This is a genomic window from Hyphobacterium marinum (assembly GCF_036330325.1).
Classification (GTDB): Bacteria; Pseudomonadota; Alphaproteobacteria; order Caulobacterales; family Maricaulaceae; genus Hyphobacterium; species Hyphobacterium marinum.
The window spans coordinates 221,883-241,096 of sequence record NZ_JAZDRO010000001.1; the positions used below are offsets into that span (position 1 = coordinate 221,883).

At 65.1% G+C, this 19,214-nt stretch carries 22 protein-coding genes; 16 read left to right on the top strand and 6 right to left on the bottom strand.

Annotated features, from left to right (window positions below; translation table 11 throughout):
- The first annotated feature begins 23 nt into the window (after positions 1 to 23).
- Entirely contained in the window at positions 24 to 713 is a 690-nt protein-coding gene (gene mtgA, locus V0U35_RS01035) for a monofunctional biosynthetic peptidoglycan transglycosylase (RefSeq protein WP_373696355.1), read from the top strand.
- Between the two features lie 484 nt (positions 714 to 1,197).
- Here the strand turns inward: mtgA and V0U35_RS01040 are convergent, their stop codons facing one another.
- The gene (locus tag V0U35_RS01040; RefSeq protein ID WP_330194786.1) at positions 1,198 to 1,854 is read right to left on the bottom strand and encodes a tetratricopeptide repeat protein; all 657 of its coding nucleotides are present in this window, start codon (positions 1,852 to 1,854) and stop codon (positions 1,198 to 1,200) included.
- A 199-nt stretch (positions 1,855 to 2,053) separates the two neighbouring features.
- On the opposite strand from V0U35_RS01040, the gene V0U35_RS01045 reads away from it, so the two are divergent.
- The 9 genes from V0U35_RS01045 (at position 2,054) to V0U35_RS01085 (ending at position 9,049) form a co-directional block, all read left to right on the top strand.
- Positions 2,054 to 2,347 (top strand): YggT family protein, encoded by a 294-nt coding sequence (locus tag V0U35_RS01045; protein WP_330194787.1) that lies wholly within the window; start codon positions 2,054 to 2,056, stop codon positions 2,345 to 2,347.
- A gap of 7 nt (positions 2,348 to 2,354) precedes the next feature.
- Entirely contained in the window at positions 2,355 to 2,666 is a 312-nt protein-coding gene (locus V0U35_RS01050; RefSeq protein ID WP_330194788.1) for a DUF167 family protein, read from the top strand.
- A gap of 1 nt (position 2,667) precedes the next feature.
- On the top strand, positions 2,668 to 3,564 hold the full coding sequence (folD, locus tag V0U35_RS01055; protein ID WP_330194789.1) for a bifunctional methylenetetrahydrofolate dehydrogenase/methenyltetrahydrofolate cyclohydrolase FolD: 897 nt from the start codon (positions 2,668 to 2,670) through the stop codon (positions 3,562 to 3,564).
- A 66-nt stretch (positions 3,565 to 3,630) separates the two neighbouring features.
- The gene (locus V0U35_RS01060) at positions 3,631 to 4,050 is read left to right on the top strand and encodes a response regulator (protein ID WP_330194790.1); all 420 of its coding nucleotides are present in this window, start codon (positions 3,631 to 3,633) and stop codon (positions 4,048 to 4,050) included.
- A 77-nt stretch (positions 4,051 to 4,127) separates the two neighbouring features.
- Positions 4,128 to 5,276, top strand: coding sequence for a GNAT family N-acetyltransferase (locus tag V0U35_RS01065; RefSeq protein ID WP_330194791.1), 1,149 nt, complete (start codon positions 4,128 to 4,130; stop codon positions 5,274 to 5,276).
- Complete coding sequence (locus V0U35_RS01070; RefSeq protein WP_330194792.1) at positions 5,273 to 6,202, top strand: glycosyltransferase family 2 protein; 930 nt, start codon at positions 5,273 to 5,275, stop codon at positions 6,200 to 6,202. The genes V0U35_RS01065 and V0U35_RS01070 overlap by 4 nt, the downstream gene beginning before the upstream one ends.
- Positions 6,203 to 6,252: 50 nt before the next feature.
- Entirely contained in the window at positions 6,253 to 7,332 is a 1,080-nt protein-coding gene (locus V0U35_RS01075; RefSeq protein ID WP_330194793.1) for a GNAT family N-acetyltransferase, read from the top strand.
- A gap of 3 nt (positions 7,333 to 7,335) precedes the next feature.
- Entirely contained in the window at positions 7,336 to 8,133 is a 798-nt protein-coding gene (locus V0U35_RS01080) for a hypothetical protein (RefSeq protein WP_330194794.1), read from the top strand.
- Positions 8,126 to 9,049 carry a hypothetical protein gene (locus V0U35_RS01085; protein WP_330194795.1) on the top strand — a complete coding sequence of 308 codons (924 nt, stop codon included), beginning with the start codon at positions 8,126 to 8,128 and terminating at the stop codon, positions 9,047 to 9,049. Before V0U35_RS01080 ends, V0U35_RS01085 begins: the two co-directional genes overlap by 8 nt.
- On the opposite strand, the gene V0U35_RS01090 is transcribed toward V0U35_RS01085, so the two are convergent.
- Positions 9,050 to 9,487: a hotdog fold thioesterase gene (locus V0U35_RS01090; RefSeq protein ID WP_330194796.1), complete on the bottom strand. Its 438-nt coding sequence runs from the start codon at positions 9,485 to 9,487 to the stop codon at positions 9,050 to 9,052. It lies immediately after the preceding gene.
- Positions 9,488 to 9,578: 91 nt separating this feature from the next.
- Between V0U35_RS01090 and V0U35_RS01095 the strand changes: the two genes are divergently transcribed.
- Both V0U35_RS01095 and V0U35_RS01100 read left to right on the top strand, forming a co-directional pair.
- Positions 9,579 to 10,370: a PIG-L deacetylase family protein gene (locus tag V0U35_RS01095; RefSeq protein WP_330194797.1), complete on the top strand. Its 792-nt coding sequence runs from the start codon at positions 9,579 to 9,581 to the stop codon at positions 10,368 to 10,370.
- On the top strand, positions 10,358 to 11,545 hold the full coding sequence (locus tag V0U35_RS01100) for a glycosyltransferase (RefSeq protein WP_330194798.1): 1,188 nt from the start codon (positions 10,358 to 10,360) through the stop codon (positions 11,543 to 11,545). Before V0U35_RS01095 ends, V0U35_RS01100 begins: the two co-directional genes overlap by 13 nt.
- On the opposite strand, the gene V0U35_RS01105 is transcribed toward V0U35_RS01100, so the two are convergent.
- Together V0U35_RS01105 and V0U35_RS01110 are read right to left on the bottom strand one after the other, a co-directional pair.
- Positions 11,542 to 12,582, bottom strand: coding sequence for an NAD-dependent epimerase/dehydratase family protein (locus V0U35_RS01105; RefSeq protein ID WP_330194799.1), 1,041 nt, complete (start codon positions 12,580 to 12,582; stop codon positions 11,542 to 11,544). The genes V0U35_RS01100 and V0U35_RS01105 overlap by 4 nt on opposite strands.
- Before the next feature lie 128 nt (positions 12,583 to 12,710).
- Positions 12,711 to 13,034 carry a UrcA family protein gene (locus V0U35_RS01110; RefSeq protein ID WP_330194800.1) on the bottom strand — a complete coding sequence of 108 codons (324 nt, stop codon included), beginning with the start codon at positions 13,032 to 13,034 and terminating at the stop codon, positions 12,711 to 12,713.
- A gap of 263 nt (positions 13,035 to 13,297) precedes the next feature.
- On the opposite strand from V0U35_RS01110, the gene V0U35_RS01115 reads away from it, so the two are divergent.
- On the top strand, positions 13,298 to 14,872 hold the full coding sequence (locus V0U35_RS01115; RefSeq protein WP_330194801.1) for a vWA domain-containing protein: 1,575 nt from the start codon (positions 13,298 to 13,300) through the stop codon (positions 14,870 to 14,872).
- Here V0U35_RS01115 and V0U35_RS01120 read toward each other — a convergent pair.
- Together V0U35_RS01120 and V0U35_RS01125 are read right to left on the bottom strand one after the other, a co-directional pair.
- On the bottom strand, positions 14,845 to 15,060 hold the full coding sequence (locus V0U35_RS01120; RefSeq protein ID WP_330194802.1) for a hypothetical protein: 216 nt from the start codon (positions 15,058 to 15,060) through the stop codon (positions 14,845 to 14,847). The genes V0U35_RS01115 and V0U35_RS01120 overlap by 28 nt on opposite strands.
- Before the next feature lie 47 nt (positions 15,061 to 15,107).
- Positions 15,108 to 16,328: a BaiN/RdsA family NAD(P)/FAD-dependent oxidoreductase gene (locus V0U35_RS01125; protein ID WP_373696356.1), complete on the bottom strand. Its 1,221-nt coding sequence runs from the start codon at positions 16,326 to 16,328 to the stop codon at positions 15,108 to 15,110.
- A 126-nt stretch (positions 16,329 to 16,454) separates the two neighbouring features.
- On the opposite strand from V0U35_RS01125, the gene V0U35_RS01130 reads away from it, so the two are divergent.
- Genes V0U35_RS01130 through V0U35_RS01140 form a run of 3 tightly spaced genes read left to right on the top strand, consistent with a single transcriptional unit; the run spans position 16,455 to position 19,189 of the window.
- Positions 16,455 to 16,961 (top strand): hypothetical protein, encoded by a 507-nt coding sequence (locus V0U35_RS01130; protein WP_330194804.1) that lies wholly within the window; start codon positions 16,455 to 16,457, stop codon positions 16,959 to 16,961.
- 47 nt (positions 16,962 to 17,008) lie between these two features.
- Positions 17,009 to 18,256: a prolyl hydroxylase family protein gene (locus V0U35_RS01135; RefSeq protein ID WP_330194805.1), complete on the top strand. Its 1,248-nt coding sequence runs from the start codon at positions 17,009 to 17,011 to the stop codon at positions 18,254 to 18,256.
- On the top strand, positions 18,257 to 19,189 hold the full coding sequence (locus V0U35_RS01140) for a glutaminase (protein ID WP_330194806.1): 933 nt from the start codon (positions 18,257 to 18,259) through the stop codon (positions 19,187 to 19,189). It abuts the gene before it with no gap.
- The last annotated feature ends 25 nt before the right edge of the window (positions 19,190 to 19,214 follow it).

The window sequence follows — 19,214 nt, forward strand, 5'->3', positions numbered from 1 at the left end:
GTCCGCGGCGGCCCTGGCGCTCGCTGGGCTGGCTCACGCTGCGTCTGGCGCGCGGCGGCGCGCTGGCGGCGAGCGTCTTCATGCTCGGCTCTGTCCTGCTGGTCGATCTCGCGGGCAGTTTTGGCGTGCCGCCCTCCATCCTGATGGGCCAGCGCGCCCTGCAGGGTCAGGACGTGCGCCGCGAGGCGGTGAAGCTGACACGGATCAGCCCGCATCTCGTTCATGCCGTCATCGGCGCGGAGGATTCCCGCTTTTGCAGTCATGACGGGTTCGATACCGAGGCGATCCGCGAGGCGCTCGCCGATCTGCGCTCCGGCGCGCGGCGGCGCGGGGCCTCCACAATCAGCCAGCAGACGGCGAAGAATCTCTTCCTCTGGAATGGCGGCGGCTGGGTGCGCAAAGGCATGGAAGCCTGGTTCACCCTGCTCATCGAGACCGGCTGGCCGAAACGCCGGATCATGGAGGCTTATCTCAACATCGCCGAATGGGGCGACGGGCTCTTTGGGGCCGAAGCCGCTGCGCAGGCAAGGTTCGGCGTGTCCGCCGCCGATCTCAGCCCCCGGCAAGCGGCACTCCTCGCCGCGGTCCTGCCCAACCCGAACGAATGGCGTGTCGACCCGCCGGGCCAATACGTGGCGGGCCGGGCCGGAACGCTGGAAGCCCGCGCCGGCGTCGTCCGCCGCGAGGGCTTTGCGGGATGTGTGTATCCCTGACACCTGTCATCCCGGACGGCGAAGCCGATCCGGGACCCGAAACCGGGAGTTTGACGTTCAAGGTCCCGGCTTGTCCCTTCGGGTCAGCCGGGATGACAATAATAAGGGCGTGCGGGTGAACACCCTCCTCTCCCTTGAGGGGAGAGGTGTCCGCGCAGCGGACGGAGAGGGTGGGATACGCAAAGGCTGGTATTCGTCCACCCCTTCCGTCTGACGCTTCGCGTCAGCCACCCCCGATCCAGTCGAGGGCAGGCCTTCCCCATCAAGGGGAAGGAGAAAGTGGTTCTTTAAGCGTCATGCCCCGATTTATTCGGGGCATCTCGAAAGAAAGATCCCCCGGACAAGCCGGCGGATGACGCGCTTAGTCTGTTTTCCCGGCGAATGCCGGGATCCAGAAAAGGACCGCTGGGCCCCGACTTCCGTCGGGAGAGGCAAGCTTGAGTAATCCACGCTTCTCCCCCTCACGGGGAAGGAGAAAAGGGCCCTAACCCCCGAGCCGCCGGGCTTCGAGGATGCGGCCCCGGATGACGAGTGTTTCGATATCAGCCGGGTCGAGCTCGCGCGCCCGGTTCATGTCGCTTTCCGCACCGTCGAGCCGTCCCAGTTCCAGCCGCGCTTCGGCACGGGTGCGCCACGCCTCGGCCAGACCGGCATTGTGCGAGATTGCCGCGGTTGCATCGGCTTCGGCAGCCGTCCACATCTCCTGGACCAGCGCGGCCCGGGCGCGGCCCATCCAGAGCGGGGCGGAATTCTCATTGAAGCTCAAGGCATTGGTATAGGCGCGCCGGGCCTCTTCGGGTGCATTGGCGAGCAGGAAGGCTTCACCGGCTTCGGCCAGCACGAGCACGCGCATGGCGTCGGTGCCGCCATCGGAGGCCATGCCCATGGCTTCCATGCGGCGGGCCCCTTCTTCTTCCTCGCCCAGTGTGACGAGCGCGCGGGCCTCGCAATGCAGGGCCGGCCAGCCGCCGCCGTCATATTTCCACGCCAGCGCGTCCTCATAGGCGTTTTCCGGATCGGTCTCGACGCGCTGCAGGCAGGCCTCGTAGCGCGCGCGCTCGACGGCCTCGTAGGACGAGGTCTGGGCTTCGGCGGCGGACGCGATCAGTCCCAGGCCGGCGACAAACAGAAACACACGCATCGTACTCACACCCCTTAAAGGCCACACGCCTCTTGTCGCTTCAGAGATTAGGGGGGCGGAGGCGAAGCGTCCACGCCGCGCACCCGCACACCTGCATTTGTCGGTCCGGTGGGTTGAAAAAGCGACAGGGCTGCGCTTGCCCGCGCACGCCGCAGAAGGATAGACAGGGCGGTATATCCAAGAGGGAAGACCGCGCGCGATGCCTTATCCGATCTACTGGCTGATCACGAACATTCTCAGCCTCTACCAGCTCATCATCTTTATCTGGGTGATCCTCAGCTGGCTCGTCGCCTTCAATGTGATCAATCCCTACAACCAGATCGTCAGCGGCATCATCCGCGGCACCGGGGCGCTGGTCGAGCCTGGCCTGCGGCCGATCCGGCGCATCCTGCCGGCACTGGGCGGCATGGATTTCTCGCCGATCGTGTTGCTCCTTCTGATCCAGTTCCTGAAAGTCCTGGTGCAGTGGATCTATCTGCGCGCCGGTTTCTGACGCGAGGATGGGCTGGCTCCGGTCTGATGGCTCCGGCCTTCTGATCCGTGTCCGGCTGACGCCCAAATCCGCCAGCGACCGGATCGAGGGTGTGGAATCCGGCGCGGATGGCACCGCCTGGCTGAAAGCCCGGGTCCGTGCCCTGCCCGCAGACGGGGCGGCCAATGCCGCCCTTCTCAAGCTTCTGGCCAAGGCAATCGGCGTGCCGAAATCGGCGCTCGGGCTTGCCAGCGGCGCGACGGCGCGTATCAAGACCGTTCGGGTGGACGCAGACCTCGCGCCGGACACGGTGCGGGCGAGACTGGAAAGCGGGGGCTGAGATGGCGGCGGAGCTGATCGACGGCAAGAAGACGGCGGAACTGATCGACGCCAAGGCGGGCGAGGCCGCCGGGGCCATCGCGCGGATCATCGGGCGCAAGCCGGGCCTGGCCGTGGTGCTGATCGGCGACGATCCGGCCAGTGATGTCTATGTCCGCAACAAGGTGAAACGCGCCACCGCCGCCGGGCTCCACTCGGTGGAAATCCGCAAACCCGCCAGCCTGACGACTGACGAGGCGCTGGCCATTGTCGACCGGCTCAATGCCGACCCGGCCATCGACGGGATCCTCGTCCAGATGCCGCTGCCCGACCATATCGACACCAATGCCGTGATCGGGCGGATTGACCCGGACAAGGATGTCGACGGGCTGACCCCGGTCAGCGCCGGACGCCTGCTGCTGGGTGAGCGGGGCCTGCGTCCCTGCACGCCGGCGGGATGCGTCCTACTCGCCGAACGGGCCGTCGGTGATCTGACCGGAAAGTATGTCGTCGTCGTCGGCCGCTCCATCCTGGTCGGAAAGCCTGCCGCGCTATTGTTCCTGGAAAAGAATGCGACCGTCACGCTCGCCCATTCGCGCACAAAGGACCTGCCGGCGCTGTGCCGCCAGGCCGATATTCTCGTGGCAGCCGTCGGGCGGCCCGGCCTCGTCAAGGGCGACTGGGTCAAGCCGGGGGCCTGCGTCATCGATGTCGGCATCAACCGGATCGACGCGCCCGAACGCGGCGCGGGCAAGACGCGCCTGGTTGGCGACGTTGACTTTGACGCGGCGAAGGAGACGGCCGGATCGATCACGCCGGTCCCGGGCGGGGTCGGTCCGATGACGATTGCCATGCTGCTGGTCAATACCGTGACAGCGGCCTCGCACCGTGAAGGGCTCGAAGCGCCGGGCCAATTGTAACGACCAGTTAAGAAAGCAGGTCTATCTCCGGAAGGGCGAGCCCATTGCCGCCGAAGGGGACAGGCCATGACCATACCGACCCAGCTTCGCGTCCTGCATGTCGAGGACGATTTCGCTGACGCGCTTCTGGTTCAGAATGCGGTCTGCGAAGCCGGCGATTTCGACATTTCCTTTGAAGTGGCTCGGACGCTGCGCGAAGCCAAGCGCAAGCTGAAAAGCGGGAGCTTTGACCTGGTTCTGCTCGATCTGCGCCTGCCCGATTCGGCAAAGCCGCGCGAGACCTATGACCTGGTCGTGGACTGCTGCGGCGATACGCCGGTTCTGGTTCTGTCCGGATCAATGCGTGTGGACGGTTTCGTCCTGCCCGACCATGTCGCGGCGCTGGACAAGAACCAGCATCTGTGCGGCATGGGCGATACGGCCCCGGTCCACCTTGCCGGCATGATCCGCAACACCGCCGAGTCCAATAACGTTGAAGCCATCTGACCTCTTCGCCTGACACCACCATCGTGGCGTGAATCTTGCGTTCTGTCCCGGACAAGGGTCCGTGGAGGGACGAGTTGATGTATCGCTGCGAGGTCGTTCACCCAGGCGAACTGGACGCAGAAACGCGCAAGGCGTGGAGCGCGCTGACCGCGTCCGCCGAATTCGGCTCGGCCCTGCTTCATCCCGACTTTGCCTGTGCCGTGGGCCAGGTTCGCGCCGATGCCCGCGTCGCGCTTTACCGGCAGAATGGGCGTCTGGAAGCCGTGCTCGCCTACCATGCCCGGCCCGGAGGCCTTGCCCGTCCCCTGGCTGCGCCCTTCAGTGATCTGCAGGCCTTCGTCTGTGCGCCGGGATGTACGATGTCCGGGGCCGAGGCGCTGCACCTGGCCGGTCTGCGGGCGTATCGTTTTGACGCGCTGACCGACCCGCGCCGCCGGTTTGGCGGCGTCACGGCGCGCGGTCATGTGCATGCCATTATACCGGGACCGGACATCAATGCCTTCCTGGAAGGCCTGCGCGCGGCCAACCCGAAACGTTTCAAGAATCACCGGCGCCTGGCCCGTCAGATGGAACTGCAACGCGGTGCGCTCGACCTTATTACCGACGACCACGACCCGCGCCATTTCGACCAGCTTCTGGAGTGGAAACACACCCAGTTTGCGCGGACCGGCCGGCATGACGTTCTCAAACCGGCCTGGGCAGGCAAGCTGATGACGGGCCTGTTCAATGGCGGAACCGGCGAGGCGCGCGGGCTGATGGTCAGCCTGAAAGCCGGCGGCCGGATGGTCGCAGGCCTGTTCGGCGTGCGCACGGGTGACCGGTACAATCCCTGGGTCGCCGCCTATGATCCCGTTTATGCGCCGTGGTCCCCCGGACAAACGCTGTTGCATGGTCTTGTCGAAGCCATGCCCGCTCTCGGGCTGAAACGCTGCGACCTCGGCGCCGGTCACGGCCACTACAAGAAATACTATGCCAATGCCGCGATTCCGGTCGTGGCCGGGCTGGAAACCGCGCCCGGTGCCGCGCGCCGGGCCACCGGTCTGCGCACGATGCTGTGGACAGCGGGCGAGCATTTTCCGCTCACCGGTCTGGCGGCACGGACTGCCAGCCTGCATCGCCGGTTTGACCAGATTTCCGCCGCCGATCTCGATTTTCCCGGCCGCATTGCGGGCACGCTCCGTGCGTTTTCCGCTCCGCGCCATGGTCCGCAGGAGAGCGCCGCATGAGCCCCGATGTCTCGATCATCATCCCGACTTTCCGCCGCCCCGGAGGTTTGTCGAAAGCGGCCTACAGCGTCATCGGCCAGGCCAATCCGTGCGGGCTGTCGCTGGAACTCCTGATCGTCGACAATGACCCTGCGGGCTCGGCCCGCGAGCGCAGTCAGGCCATCGCCGCAGATGCGCCCTTCCCGGTCCACTATGTCCACATGCCCGAACCCGGTGTCGCCAATGCGCGCAATGCCGGCGTGGCCGCCTCCTCGGCTCCGCTCATTGCGTTTCTTGATGATGACGAGGAAGCCCCCCGGACCTGGCTTTGTGAGCTGGTCGGGGCGCAGCGTTTTCACGGCGCGGACGCGGTGTTCGGGCCCGTTCGTGCCCGCGTGCCGGAGGATGTGCGCGCCCACCGAGACTATTACGCGGAATTCTTCTCCCGCTTCGGGCCTGAGGAAAGTGGGCCGATTGCGGACTATTATGGCTGCGGCAACTCTCTCGTCCGCCGCGCCGCCCTGCCGAACGCCGAGGCCCCGTTCGCGGTGGAACGCAATGCCATTGGCGGTGAGGACGACCTCCTCTTCGGCCAGATGAAAGCGGCTCATGCGCGCTTTGTCTGGTGCGAGGAAGCCTGGGTGTGGGAAGACCCGTCCCTGTCGCGCGCCAGCCTGAAATACACGCTGCGCCGCGCCTTCGCCTATGGCCAGGGCCCCAGCGCGGCCTGCGCCTCGTCGCGCCCGGCCAATCCGCTCGGCGTCGTTTTCTGGATGCTGGTCGGAGCTGCGCAGTTCGCCATCTACGGGATCGCCGCCCTGGCGCTGTGGCTGGTCCGCGCACCGCGCCGGGCCCGCATGCTCGACAAGGCTATGCGCGGTCTGGGCAAGGTTTTCTGGGGCGGTCCGTTCTCGCAGCAATTCTATGGCATCCACAGTACCAACTGATTTGATAGCTGGCCCGGATGGTGCAACGCATGCCGGGGAGGCCGCCGCTGATGCGCCAAGCAGAGACATTTCATCCCGGCAGACTTGACCGTGCCGATCGCGCACTGTGGATCGATCTGGTCCGGAGTTCAGACTGGCCGTCGCCACTGCTCCATCCCGATTTCGCACGCCTGGTGGCCAGCTGCCGCAGCGATGTCCGTATAGTCCGCGCCGAGGACCGGTTTGGCCGCCGCGCCTTTCTGCCGATTCACAAGCGCCCTTTGGGTCTTGCCCGGCCCATCGGCTCGACCTTTTCCGACTATCACGCCCTGATCGCAGAGCCCGGTTTTGACGGGACGATCGAGCATGTGCTGGGTACTGCCGGTCTGCGCGGATTCCGGTATTTCAATCTGATCGAACCGGGCGGTGGCGACCTATATGGTCACCGGTATCGGTTCTCATCCGGAACAGACCCGCTGGCGGACCTGAAGGATTGCCATCCGAGGCGGGCCAAGACCTTCCGGCGACTGAAACGCAAGCTGGAACGCGAGCATGGTGACGTCGCGCTCGTACTCGACGACAGGTCACAAGGCGCATTCGACACGCTGCTGGATTGGAAAGACCGCCAGTTTGCGCGCTCCGGGCGTCACAATGTTCTCAAGACACGGTGGACTCGCCAGATGCTGGGCTTGCTCCGCAAAGGTGGCGTTGGCGATATCAGCCCGTTCCAGATGACGCTGACTGTGGCTGGCCGGCCCGTCGCGTCGGAATTCGGGCTCAGCTGGAACGGTATTTTTCATCCGTGGATCGCGGCCTTTGATCCGGCTTTTGAACCCTATTCGCCAGGCCACCTTCTGGTGTGTGAATTCTTGGAGGCGCTACCGGCCTCCCCCTTTGCCGTCTACGATTTGGGCAGCGGCGACGAGCCTCACAAGTCGTTGTTCGCCAATGAAACCATCGGCCTGTCAAGCGGGCGGGCCTTCGCGGCCCGGCCCCGGCTTGCGCCCGGTCTGTTCCAGCCTGGTACCGGTGGACTGGCCGGCAAGGTCGTGCGCCGTTGGGAGCAGATCCTGCTCAGTGAAACCGGCCTGCCTGGACGGATCGGCGGAGCAGCCCAGGCCGCGCGCGGGCTGATCACCCGGAAAGGATAAATCATGACCTTTGACATCGAGCATGCCGGGCCGTTTCTCGCCTTTACTGGTGCGGCGTTCATCGCCGCCCTGTTCGGCTTCTGGCATTTGTGGCAACGGCACCGGCAAGGCGACAGCGCGGTCCGGCTCGCGGTTCCGATTCTGGCCGGTCTGGTCCTGGCTGTCATTGCCGGCTTGAGTATCTGGCATAACCGCAACGGCGAAGTGCTGGGATTCCTGTTTGGATCAGAAACCCGGGATGTCGGCCTGTCCGAATACGGTGTTGTCGTCCTGTTGGCCGGCTGCGCCGTCTTGTTTGGGGTAACCGGCAGCCGCGAGGCTGGCTGGAATCGGCTGCCCTTTGCCGCCGCCGCAGCCGCCTGTCTTGTCATAGCCGGCGAAGAACTGAGCTGGGGGCAGTGGATATTCCATTGGGACACGCCCGATGCGCTCGCCGCCGTCAATCTTCAGAACGAGACCAATGCCCACAACCTCGTCGATCCGCGCATCTATGATTTGATCTATTCGGTTATCGGATTTGGCATTCTGTTCGCGGCAGGGCTGGCCTATGTCGGCTTCCGCCGTGCACCCGCGGCTGACCAATGGTTTCCTGTCCGCATGTTGAGCACCGCCGGGCGCTGGTTGCGCGACAGCCGATCCGGCCTTGTCCTGACACTGTCGGCCGGAGTCCTCCTGCAACACGAACTCTTCGAGGAGTATTCGGAATTTGTCGTGGCGTTCGCGGCCTTCCTGTTCCTTCTGCATCTCGAATCCGGGTCCCGGACCCGGTCGTCCAGCCACGGGACAGTTGCCCATGCCTGACATCAACGGCAGTATTTTTGCGCCCGGCGGGTTTCCTGATTCCGCCGTTAGGGACTTTGGCCGGGAGGTTCAGGCCTTCCGCCACACGCTGCACACAGACGCGTTGTTTACCGATGACGGGCTGGCAGCATTGCTCGACCGCTATCCGAAAGACCGGATCGGTGTCTTCACCATGGGTGATGCACCGGGGAGCTGGCGCCGGGGGCGTCTGGGCGATGTGACGGGTCCCGGCCTGCTGGACGCCGTGAAATCAGGCCGGGTTTGGCTCAACCTGCGGGGCGCGAGCGACAATGATGCCGAGATTGGCACACTCAACCGCCGCATCTTTGCCGAGTTGAAGACGAAGGTCCGAAACTTCCACCCCTTCCGGACCGATCTTGGTCTGCTGATTTCATCGCCCAACGCCCGCGTTTTCTATCACCTTGATACGCCGCGCGTGATGCTCTGGCACGTGCGCGGCGAAAAGCGGGTCTGGATCTATCCGCGTCGCGAGCCCTATGTCGGCCCGACCGCTCTTGAAAACGTGGTATCCCGGAAGACCGAAGAAGAGATTCCCTATTCAGCGAACCTCGATTCCGGTGCCTGCGTCTTCGACCTCAAGCCCGGCGACATGGTTCACTGGCCTCAGAACGCTCCGCACCGGATCGATAATGGCAATAGCCTGAATGTTTCCCTGTCGATCGAATTCATGACGCCGCTGGCCCTGATGCGCGCCAATGCGGTCCATGCGAATGCGTGGCTGCGCAACCGGTTTGGATATCAGGGCGGCCTGGAAGACCGATTCTCCCCGTCCTGGGTCTGGAAGTTCGCTTTCACCCGGGCGCTCAAGGCCCTGGAAAGGCGCAAGCCCGGCAAGGCGGTCTTGCCACCCAGCTTCGTTCTCGACGGATCCGGCGAAATCGCGGATGCCGCCTGATCAGTCTTTCGGCCGGTCGATCACGGCGAGCGTGCAGCGTGAGATGCAGACCAGCTTTCCGCGTTCATCGGTGATGCGGATCGACCAGACCTGCGTCGTCCGGCCAATGGCTTCGGGCCGGGCCTCGCCAAAGACGAAACCGCCGCGCGCCGGGCGGACGTGATTGGCGTTGATCTCCATGCCGACCACGGCCTTTGTCGCCGGATCCACCGTGGCGAAGGCCCCTTGCGAGGCCAGCGTCTCGGCGAGCGCCACGGATGCGCCACCATGGAGGAGGCCGAAGGGTTGTTTGGTGCGTTCGTCGACCGGCATGCGGGCCTTGATCCAGTCATCCCCGGCCTCGATGATTTCCATGCCCAGATGCCCGTTGAGGCATCCCGCCGCACGGTGATTGAAGTCGTCGAGCGGAAATGTCCCGCCATGCCAGATCGCGCCCATCACAGTGTTCCCTGCTGCCTGCCCGGCCATACACCGGGAAATACGGTTGGGCATATGGCCCCTTCGGACCGGTTTTGCCATAAGGAGCGGCATGTCCTGTGACGACAAGCCCCCCGCCCTCGCCATCTTTGCCCATCCGGGACACGAATTGCGGGCGCTGCATGCCCTTCACGAACTTGATGCGCGCATTGTTTTCCTGACCGATGCATCGGCGAGTACAGGAGAGTCACGCCTCCACCTGTCCGATGCCACGCTGGCGGGCGCTGAGATTGCCCGGCATTGCGGGTTCGAGCCGCTGCCGGACCGCGCGCTCTATAACGCCCTTTTGGACCGCGACGCCGCTGTCCTGGAACGCGTGTTGACCCAGTTGACCAGCCTCATTGCGCGGGAGGTTCCTGCCCTCCTGATCACCGATTCCGCAGAGGGCTATAATCCGGCACACGATCTGTGCCATTTCCTCGTTCTGGCGGCGGCACAGCGCGCCCGGCTGAACGCCCCGGTCTTCGACATCGCGCTGAATGACGACCCTTCAGACTTCGCCCATGCCCGGCCGCGAGACTGCCGCGTCTTCGATCTCGATGCGCAGGATCAGGCCCGCAAGCTGGCGGCGATCGAGGATTACACTGAGCGCGCCGGCCCGTTCCTGCGGCGTGAGGCGGTCGAGCTTCTCGACCGGTATGGCGCGGCCGGCCAAGCCCGCGAAATCCTCCGGCCCGCCCTTGGGTTCGACGCCTATCTGAACGCGTTTTCCGGTACCCCGCCCTTTTTCGAACGCCATGGCCGCGCCCGGGTCGCCGAAGGCAAGTACAAGCAGGCGCTGACGCTCGAGACCCATTTGCAGCCGGTTCTGGAAACACTGCTGTCGCCCGTATGCGTATCCTGATCACCAATCACGGGCTCGCCGCGCGGGCCGGTACCGAGCTCTATGTGCGCGACCTGGCATTCGGACTGACAGCACGCGGGCACGACGTCATTTGTTTCGCGCCAGTCCTGGGCGAGGTGGCGGAGGAGATTCGCACAGCCGGCATAGCCGTGACTGACACGCTGGACGGCATGACCCGGCCCGGCGTGATCCATGGCCAGCATCACAATGCCGCCGTGCTGGCCTATCTGGCCTTTCCCGATGTCCCTGCCGTGCAGGTCTGTCACGGTGTTCTGCCCTGGCAGGAGGCGGCGCTGGCGCGTTTCCCCACTATCCGCACTTATACGGCTGTCGACGAAGCCTGCCGTGACGCGCTGGTCACCCGTGACGGGATTCCGGCGGACCGGATCGTGCGGATCCTGAACGGGGTTGATTTCGAGCGATTCGCGGACCGAGGCGTCGCCCATGATGACCCGTCCCGGCAGACACGGGCATTGCTCCTCTCCAATGTCGCCGACCGCGCCTTGGTCCTGCCCTTCGAACAGGCCTGCCGCCAGGCCGGTTTCACGCTCGACCTTGCCGGCGCCAAGCTCGGGCGCGTGTTGGAGAGCCCGGAAACCGAATTTGCCCGGTATGGCGTTGTCTTCGCCAAGGGCCGGGCGGCGATCGAAGCCCTGGCAATGGGGTGTGCGGTGATCCTGGCCGACTACGGCCGGACCGGGGGCCTTGTCACCTCAGACCGGTTCGACGATTTGCGCGCCTATAATTTTGGCCTCAACCGGATAACGGACGAGCCAAGGCGGGACTCCATCCGGTCATGGCTGGAGGCGATTGACTGGAATGACGCCGCGTTGGTCACGGCGCGGATCCGCGCCGAAGCCGGTTTCGACCGGGTGGTGGAGGCCTGGGAGGAGATTTATCGCCGTCTGCCCGGTCTGGAACCGGTTCATCCGGTCAGCCCGGACAAGGCCATGGCAGACTACCTTGCCGGCATCCTGCCGCAGCTTTCCGAGCGGGACAGGCTTGCCAGCGAACTTTATGCGACCGTCAGCGCCGGGCTGGCGCGGGATCGCGATCTCGCGAACGATCTGCTGGCTTCGGACGGGGCGGATGAAGCCCGCGCGCGGCTCGCCCTGCGTCTCGATCCGGGCAGCGAGGCCGCTCGTTCGATTCTCGACCGAGCGAAAAACCGTTAGGGCGTTTTGATCACACCCTGGGTGATCAGGCTTTCGCCGCAGTCGACGACCATGGTGTCGAGGTCACGCGGCTGCCAGCCGAGATCCGCCAGGGTGCGCGAATTGTCGATCTTGCGCTCCACGCCCAGAAGCGGGGTAATGCCCCGAATAACCGGGTCGAAGACGGCGATCAGCCGCACCACCCAGTCAGGTAGCTGCTTGGTAGGGATTTTGAACCCGCGCGGCCCAAAATGGCGGTCAAGAATGGCGGCGACATCGCTGAACCAGGCTTGCGGGAGGGCGCAGATATAGCGCTTGTCCGCCGCGCCGGGTGCCGTCATGGCCGCGATATGGGCCGCAGCCACATCGCGGACATCGACCACGACAAAGCCGATCCGGGGTACGGCAGGCATGTCGCGCGCCATCAGGCGGCGGACGATTTCAACCGACGTCCCGCTGTCCGGCGACAGGATAGGCCCCAGGACCGCGCCGGGGTTGATCACGGCGAGTTCCATCGCACCGGCGTCCGGCGTTGCCATGAAGTCCCAGGCCGCGCGTTCGGCGATCGTCTTGGACTTCTCGTAGGGGCTGACCCCCGGGCCATCGAGGTCGGACCAGTCGTCTTCATTGAAGACGCGCCCGCCCGACTTGTCGTGACCGGCGGACACCGCCGCGACCGAGGACGTCATCACCGTCCGCTTCACCCCGGCCTTCGCAGCAGCCCGCAGCACACGCAGTGCGCCCTCGCGCGCCGGAATGATCAGCTCGTTCTCGTCCTTCGGCTGGACCGCCGGGAAGGGTGAAGCGACGTGCAGAACATAGTCGCAACCGGCAACGGCTTCATCCCAGCCGGCGTCCTCCATCAGGTCGCAATGAACAAAGTCCAGGCTAGACACGTCGCACCCGGCGGCCGTGAGGGCGCGGCGGACCTCCTCCTCACGCTTGGGACTGCGCAGCGTGCCGCGCACGCGATGCCCGGCCGTCAGCAGCTGGGCGAGGCAATGCAGGGCGATAAAGCCTGACGCCCCTGTAACAAGCACGTGTGAATGTTGCGTCATGAGCGGTCTCCGTCCCGGTCTGGTGACAGACTAGCGCGGAGAGCGGACGGAACGAAGTCCGCCAGAACGGCAAAGGCCCTCCACCGCCGGTGGAAGGCCCCTGAACTGGCCTGTGATGGCGTTACCGGCTAGCGGGTCTCGTAGACCGCCGCCGTGATAACCGGTTCGGACTCCGCTGCCACAGCCTCGGCATGGATCCGGGTCAGCATGTCACTGCCGATCTGCTCGAGTGCGGCCGTCATCACCTGGTCGGTGCATTGTTCGGCTTCAACGAACTGGCTGCAATAGTCCGCAATGCGGGTCTCGAGGCGGTCATAGGCCTCGCGCGCCGACGCTTCGGTCGCCAGCGCGGCAGAGTCGATGGACAGGTTGAACCCGCTGTCCTGTGCGAGAGCGGGGACTGTCAGGCCCAAGGCAAGGACCCCGGCGGCGAGAGCGGCTTTGAATTTCATGGTGTCCTCCCATTGGGTGTTATCGTTCCGACAACAAACTGTCACAGGACTGTAATATAACGCGGAAAATTTGGAAAGCGGCTTTGTGAAGTTTTTTTGACGATCTAATTTACCGCGATGGATCAACAACTTGCCGTGCTGGCGTGGAACCCTCTTTAGGGGGTGTACGGAGTTTTATGTCAGTGGCGCGACGGGTCTCTTTGGAGACACGCATTGCCGGTGAAGCGTGCTAGGTTGTCTGTCAGGACAAAGGGAGGGCGATCATGACAGTATTGACGCGGACGTTTGGAGCTGTTGCCGCTGGGCTCTTTGCCAGCACCGCGCTGGCGCAGACGGAGATTGTCGACGCGGAGTCCGGCGTCGAAGCTTGTCCGGCCTATGACATCATCCAGCAACGCATTCTCGAAGTCGTTCGTGGGACCGTCACGCCGGGTACCGGGCAGGTCTCACCGGAGGGAGACGGTCCGGTAGCCGCCGAATTCATTCTCGATGCCAGTGGTTCGATGGGCGCGGACGGCGGGGGCCGGTCGAAAATGGCCATTGCCCTGGCGGCCTTCGAAGCCGCCGCTGAAGCCCTCGATGGGGCGAATGTCACCGCGGCACTGCGCGCCTACGGGTTCGATAGCTCTCTGGAGCACAGTGCCGAGGCGTCCTGTCCCAACACCGAATTGCTGACCGAATTTGCGCGCGACAACGCATCCGGCCTGACTGCAGCGGCACGCGGCCTGGTGCCCTATGGCTACACGCCGATCGCCGGCAGTCTGGAGGCGGCGGGCGCGGACCTGGCGGGCGTCGAGGCGCGCGAACGTCTGATCGTGCTGATTTCCGATGGCGAGGAAACCTGTGGCGGTGATCCGGTCGCCATGGCGGCCTCCTTGCGTGAGCAGGGCATCAACCTGTCGGCTTATGTCGTCGGCTTCGACCTCGATGCCGACCAGGAAGCCCAGATGCGCGCCATCGCTGAGGCCGGAGGCGGCCGCTATCTGGACGCGCCGGACGCGGACGCCCTTGCCGAAGCGATGCGCGAAGCGGTGGGCATGACGGTACGGCGGTCGCAGCGCACGGTCCTGAAATGCGAGAACCCGGTTCTCGGAGGCCACAGCGCGGCGGACGCCATTCCGCTGGAGCCGGGCATCTACACGCTGGGGGAATTCGTACCGCGCGGCGAGTACCGCTATTACCGGATCGCGACGCAGGAAGGTGAGCTGGGTGTCGTGCGCGGCCTGCTACAGTCCCATGCCTGGCACGGCGAGGGCGACGATCTGACCGAATCCAGCGCAGCGCTCGGCGCGATGACGATCCGGATGCTGAACCCCGATGGCGAGCGGGCCGGGTCGGGCTTCCCGCGTGTCCGCAACCTGCCGGGCGAGGGCCTGACCGGCTATTATGCCGATACGACGGGTGAGGGCTTCATCATCGCAGTGGGCGACAATTACGACCGCACCGCCGCCGACGCCCTGTTCGAAATCGCCATCGAACCCGCCCATGACGGGACAGGAGGCGACGCGGATGACACACGGGACGGAGAGCACCCGGTCCTGCAGCCCGGCGAGACCGGAGCGGGCCATGTCGGCCATGACGATCTCGCTGATATCTGGCGGGCGGGGACAAGTGGCCCGGTGACCGTCGCGGTATCTTTCGAGAACGAAGAGATGCGCTACGGCGTCGAGGTCTACGACGCGGAGACCGGGCGCCGTCTGGCACGGTCCCGTGAAGACGGCCATGCCGTTTCGCTCGATGTCGAGGCAGAAGGACCGGTTCTGGTCCGTATCGAAACCCGCGAGCCGCGCCTGGCGTCGCGGTTCAGCGGCTATTCGGTGACAGTCTCACCGCGCTGAGCGGCCGGCAAATCCGGCGTCTCGCCCTGCATGTAGGTTGTAAACAGGTCCAGCTGACGCGCGAATTCATCGAGCGTCGCGTCGGATATCTGAACGGTTTCGGTTGCTTCCGCCCGGATATGTGCCGGGCAGGCCATCACGCCTGCGCACACAAATCCGAGGCCGACGAGCCCCAGGATCGCCTTCATGTTCAGCCCCTTCCCCAAGAGTGGCGCTCATTACAGGGCCGTAACGTTCACTCCGTCAAGGGATATCCGCCCAATTGTTCGCGGCAATCGGCGGCGGCCGCCTGGGCGCTGGCCCAGGCCCACTGGAAATTATAGCCCCCGAGCCAGCCGGTCACATCGACACATTCGCCGATGAAGTAGAGGCCCGGCACGGTCCGGCTTTCCATCGACCGCGAGGACAGGCCAGCAGTGTCGACCCCGCCTGCCGTCACCTCCGCCGTGCGCCAGCCTTCCGTCCCCGCCGGTTTCAGCATCCAGTCCGAGAGCGTCCGGACAAGAGCCTCGATCCGGTCGTGGGACAGATCGGCCAGGCGGGGTATGTCCGGCAGGTCGCCGCGCGCGGCCAGCATTCCGGCGAGGCGCTTGGGCAAGAGCGATTCCAGGGCCGTGGCGAGGGACTGTTTTGGATGCGCGGCCTTGGCAGACTTGAGCGCGGCGGCGGCCTCATTCCCCGGCAACAGGTTGATGGCGACCGGATGGCCTTCGCGCCAGTAGGACGAGATTTGCAGGATGGCCGGGCCAGAAAGGCCACGATGAGTGAACAGCATCGCCTCATCAAACACCGTGTCGCCAAAGCGGGCGCGAACCGGCAGCGAGACGCCCGAAATGGATGCGAAGTCCGTCTTGTCCCGGCCCTCGAACACAAAGGGCACGAGTGCGGGGCGCGGGTCGATCACGTCGTGGCCGAACCGGCGGGCAATGTCGTAAGCAAAACCCGTCGCGCCCATTTTCGGGATAGACAGACCGCCGGTGGCGACGACCAGCCGCCGGGCCTCGACAGGGCCCGCACGGGTCGCGATGGAAAATCCGTCTTCGGTCCGGTCTAGAGCGGTAATGGGTGTCGACAGCGCCAGCTGACCACCGGCGGCCAGCAGATCACCGGTCAGCATGTCGATGATCGCACCCGAACGCCCGTCACAGAAGAGCTGGCCCAGCGTCTTCTCGTGCCAGCCAATACCGCGCGCGTCGAGCCGGGCAATAAAGTCCGCTGGCCTATATCGCGCCAGTGCGGACTTCGCGAAATGCGGATTGTCCGACAAGAAGGCGTGGGGGCCGGTGTGGATATTGGTAAAGTTGCACCGACCACCACCGGAGATGCGAACCTTTTCCGCCGGCTTCTTCGCATGGTCGATCACCAGGACCGAAACCCCGCCTTCGGCAATTCGGGCACCGCAAAAAAGGCCGGCCGCACCCGCGCCAATGACGACCACATCGGCCTTAGTGGGCATGGTTGAGGTCATGGGGTTTCGGGCCTCTTCGTCGTGCTGCAACAGGCGCGAACCGGCCTAGGGCAGTTAGCGCCACAGGGGAAGCCGCTTTGCCGTCCGGGGCGGCGAGCGCAGACTTAAGCGGTCATGAGCGGATTTCGACCCCATGTGCTGGCCGCCGCGCTTCTGGCCCTTCTGGCCGCAGGCGTGCTGCCGGGGTGCGCCTCCCATCCCGGGAGGGGTTCGGATCTGGTCATTTCGGGGCCGCAGGTCGGCAATCCGGTCGTGGGGGCGTTCCGGATCGAGTCCCGTTACGGCGATCAGGGCTGGGACCATGTCCTGGTCGTGCGCAAGGATGACGATGTCTATCCCGGTTTCGCGCCGCGCCGGTATGACCGCGCCGAGATCGGCGGGATCGACAGCGAAGTGCTGCGCATGGCCGAGGCCGAAACCTTCTGCCCGGAGACCTGTTCGCGGCACTACGAGATCATCATCCGGCTGGACGAGGCGATGATCGATTTCGGACGCAATACGGGCGGACTGATTGCCCATCTCAGCGCGTCGGGCTGTGCCTGCCCGCCCTTCTCGGTCCGTGTCGGACCGGACTATCTCGACAGGCATGTCCGCCGGATCGGGCGCTATCGCCGGGGCTGACAGCCGGGCTTTGCGCTTCGCTGGCCGCAATGTCATAAGCTGACCTCATGACAACACGATCCAAACCCGTCCAGGACGCGGCACGCAAAGCCTATGATGACTGGCTCGCCGGACGTCATGGCCCCGCCCTCGACGATCTTGCCGCCGCGACCCGCGGTGGCGACCTGGCTTCTGCCAGCGTGCTATTGACCCTCGCAGGTCAACCCGAAGCCCCCGAAGGGGCAACTGACGCCGCGCGAAAGGCCATCGAGGATGCCCCCGCCGGTGCTGTCATCCACCGCCACCACGCCTTCCTGCTGGCGTCCGGTTATGGTGGCAAGACGGATATCGATCAGGCGCTCGCGCTTCGTCTCGGCGACGCCGAGGACGGCGACATGCAGGCGCTGACCGAGCTGGCATTGCTCGCCCTGTGGGCCGGTGAGGATACGATCGCCGAGAAAGCCCTGATCCGGGCGGCCAATGAGGGCCAGGCCCACGCCATCGCGGCGCTGCTCCGCCTTGGCTTTCAGCGCGGTCATGTGCCTGGCGTCGCCCACGCCAAGGCCCCGGCCCTGGCGCGCAGCGGCCACCCGCTCGGCGCAGCCTTTGAAGCCACGACAGCAGACCTCGAAGTCCGCGAACTGGCCGATGCGGACACCATTCCCGATCTCGACGAGACGGCCATTGCGGCGATTTCCCGCTGGCTGCCCGGCGCGCCTGAAGAGACGCGGGTCCTCAGCGAGGATCCGCCCGTGGCGCGGGCACCGCATTTCATGCCGCCCGCCATTTGCGATTACCTGGTTGCGAATGCGGCCCCGCACCTGCAGCCTGCCCGCATCCTTGACCCGGGTACGGGCGAAAGCCGGGAAGATCCCTATCGCAATTCGCTGACCGCCAGCCTGCCTGATGGCGTGTTCGACATCGTCCTGTGGGCGATCAAGGCGCGCATGGCCGCGCTGGCCGGCTGCGGGTATGAGCAAGGCGAAGCGCTGAGCGTGCTGGCTTACCGGCCGGGCGATGCCTACAAGCCGCATTTCGACTACATGACCGCCGATGACGGGCCGGTTTCGGCCGACCTGGATCGGCGGGGCCAGCGCATCGCGACAACGCTGATCCGGCTCAATGACGGCTTCGAAGGCGGCGCGACGGTCTTTCCCAAGCTTGACCTGAACTGGGCCGGGGCACCGGGTGAGGCGCTGACGTTCGCCAATGTCCATTCCGATGGAACGGGCGATGACCGCACGCTGCATTCGGGCGAGGAAGTCACGCGGGGCCTGAAGCTGTTGGCCAGCCTGTGGCTGCGCGAACGGGCCTGAATGCCCGAACAGACTCCAGCGGACTTTGACGTCCTGCTTGACCGGATCGCCGCGACCGCGCGCGCCGAAATCGGCAAGGGGCAGGTCGCGGACTATATTCCGGCGCTGGCCCGCATTCCGGCCGGCAAGTTCGGCATAGCGGTCTGCGCGGTCGATGGCGCGGAGTGGACGACCGGCGATGCCCGCGAAGCCTTTTCTATCCAGAGTATTTCGAAAGTCCTGACCCTGCTTCTGGCGATGGAGACAATCGGCCCGGATGCCGTGTGGTCGCGGGTGGGCCGCGAACCCTCGGGCACGCCGTTCAACTCGCTGGTCCAGCTGGAAGGCGAGCGGGGGATTCCGCGCAACCCCTTCATCAATGCCGGTGCGCTGGTCGTCACAGACTGCCTGACCGCCCAGACCGTTTCACCGGCCTACCAGCTTCTGACCATGGCGCGTCGCTGGTCGGGCAATCCGGATCTTGCCTTTGATGAAAGCGTGGCACGGTCCGAAGCCGAACACGGCCATCGCAATGCCGCCATCGCGCATTTCCTGAAAAGCCAGGGCAATCTGAAGTCAAAGGTCGAGGACGTACTGCACGTCTATTACCGGCAGTGCGCACTGGCCATGTCCTGTCTCGATCTGGCGCGCGCCTTCCTTCCGCTGGCCAACAAGGGACAGACGCTGGATGGCCGGTCGCTGATCCCGCCCCTTCGGGTCAAGCGGGTCAATTCCCTTTTATTGACCTGCGGTCTTTATGACGGGGTCGGGAATTTCGCTTTCCGGGTCGGGATCCCCGCCAAGAGCGGGGTGGGCGGCGGGATCGTTGCCGTCATTCCGGGCCGGTATTCGATCTGTGTCTGGTCGCCCGAGCTGGATGAGCTGGGCAATTCCCTGCCGGGCACGGCCGCGCTGGAAGCCTTCACCGACGCGACACAGTCCTCGATTTTCTAGGCCTCATTACAGAGCGCGGCCGGAC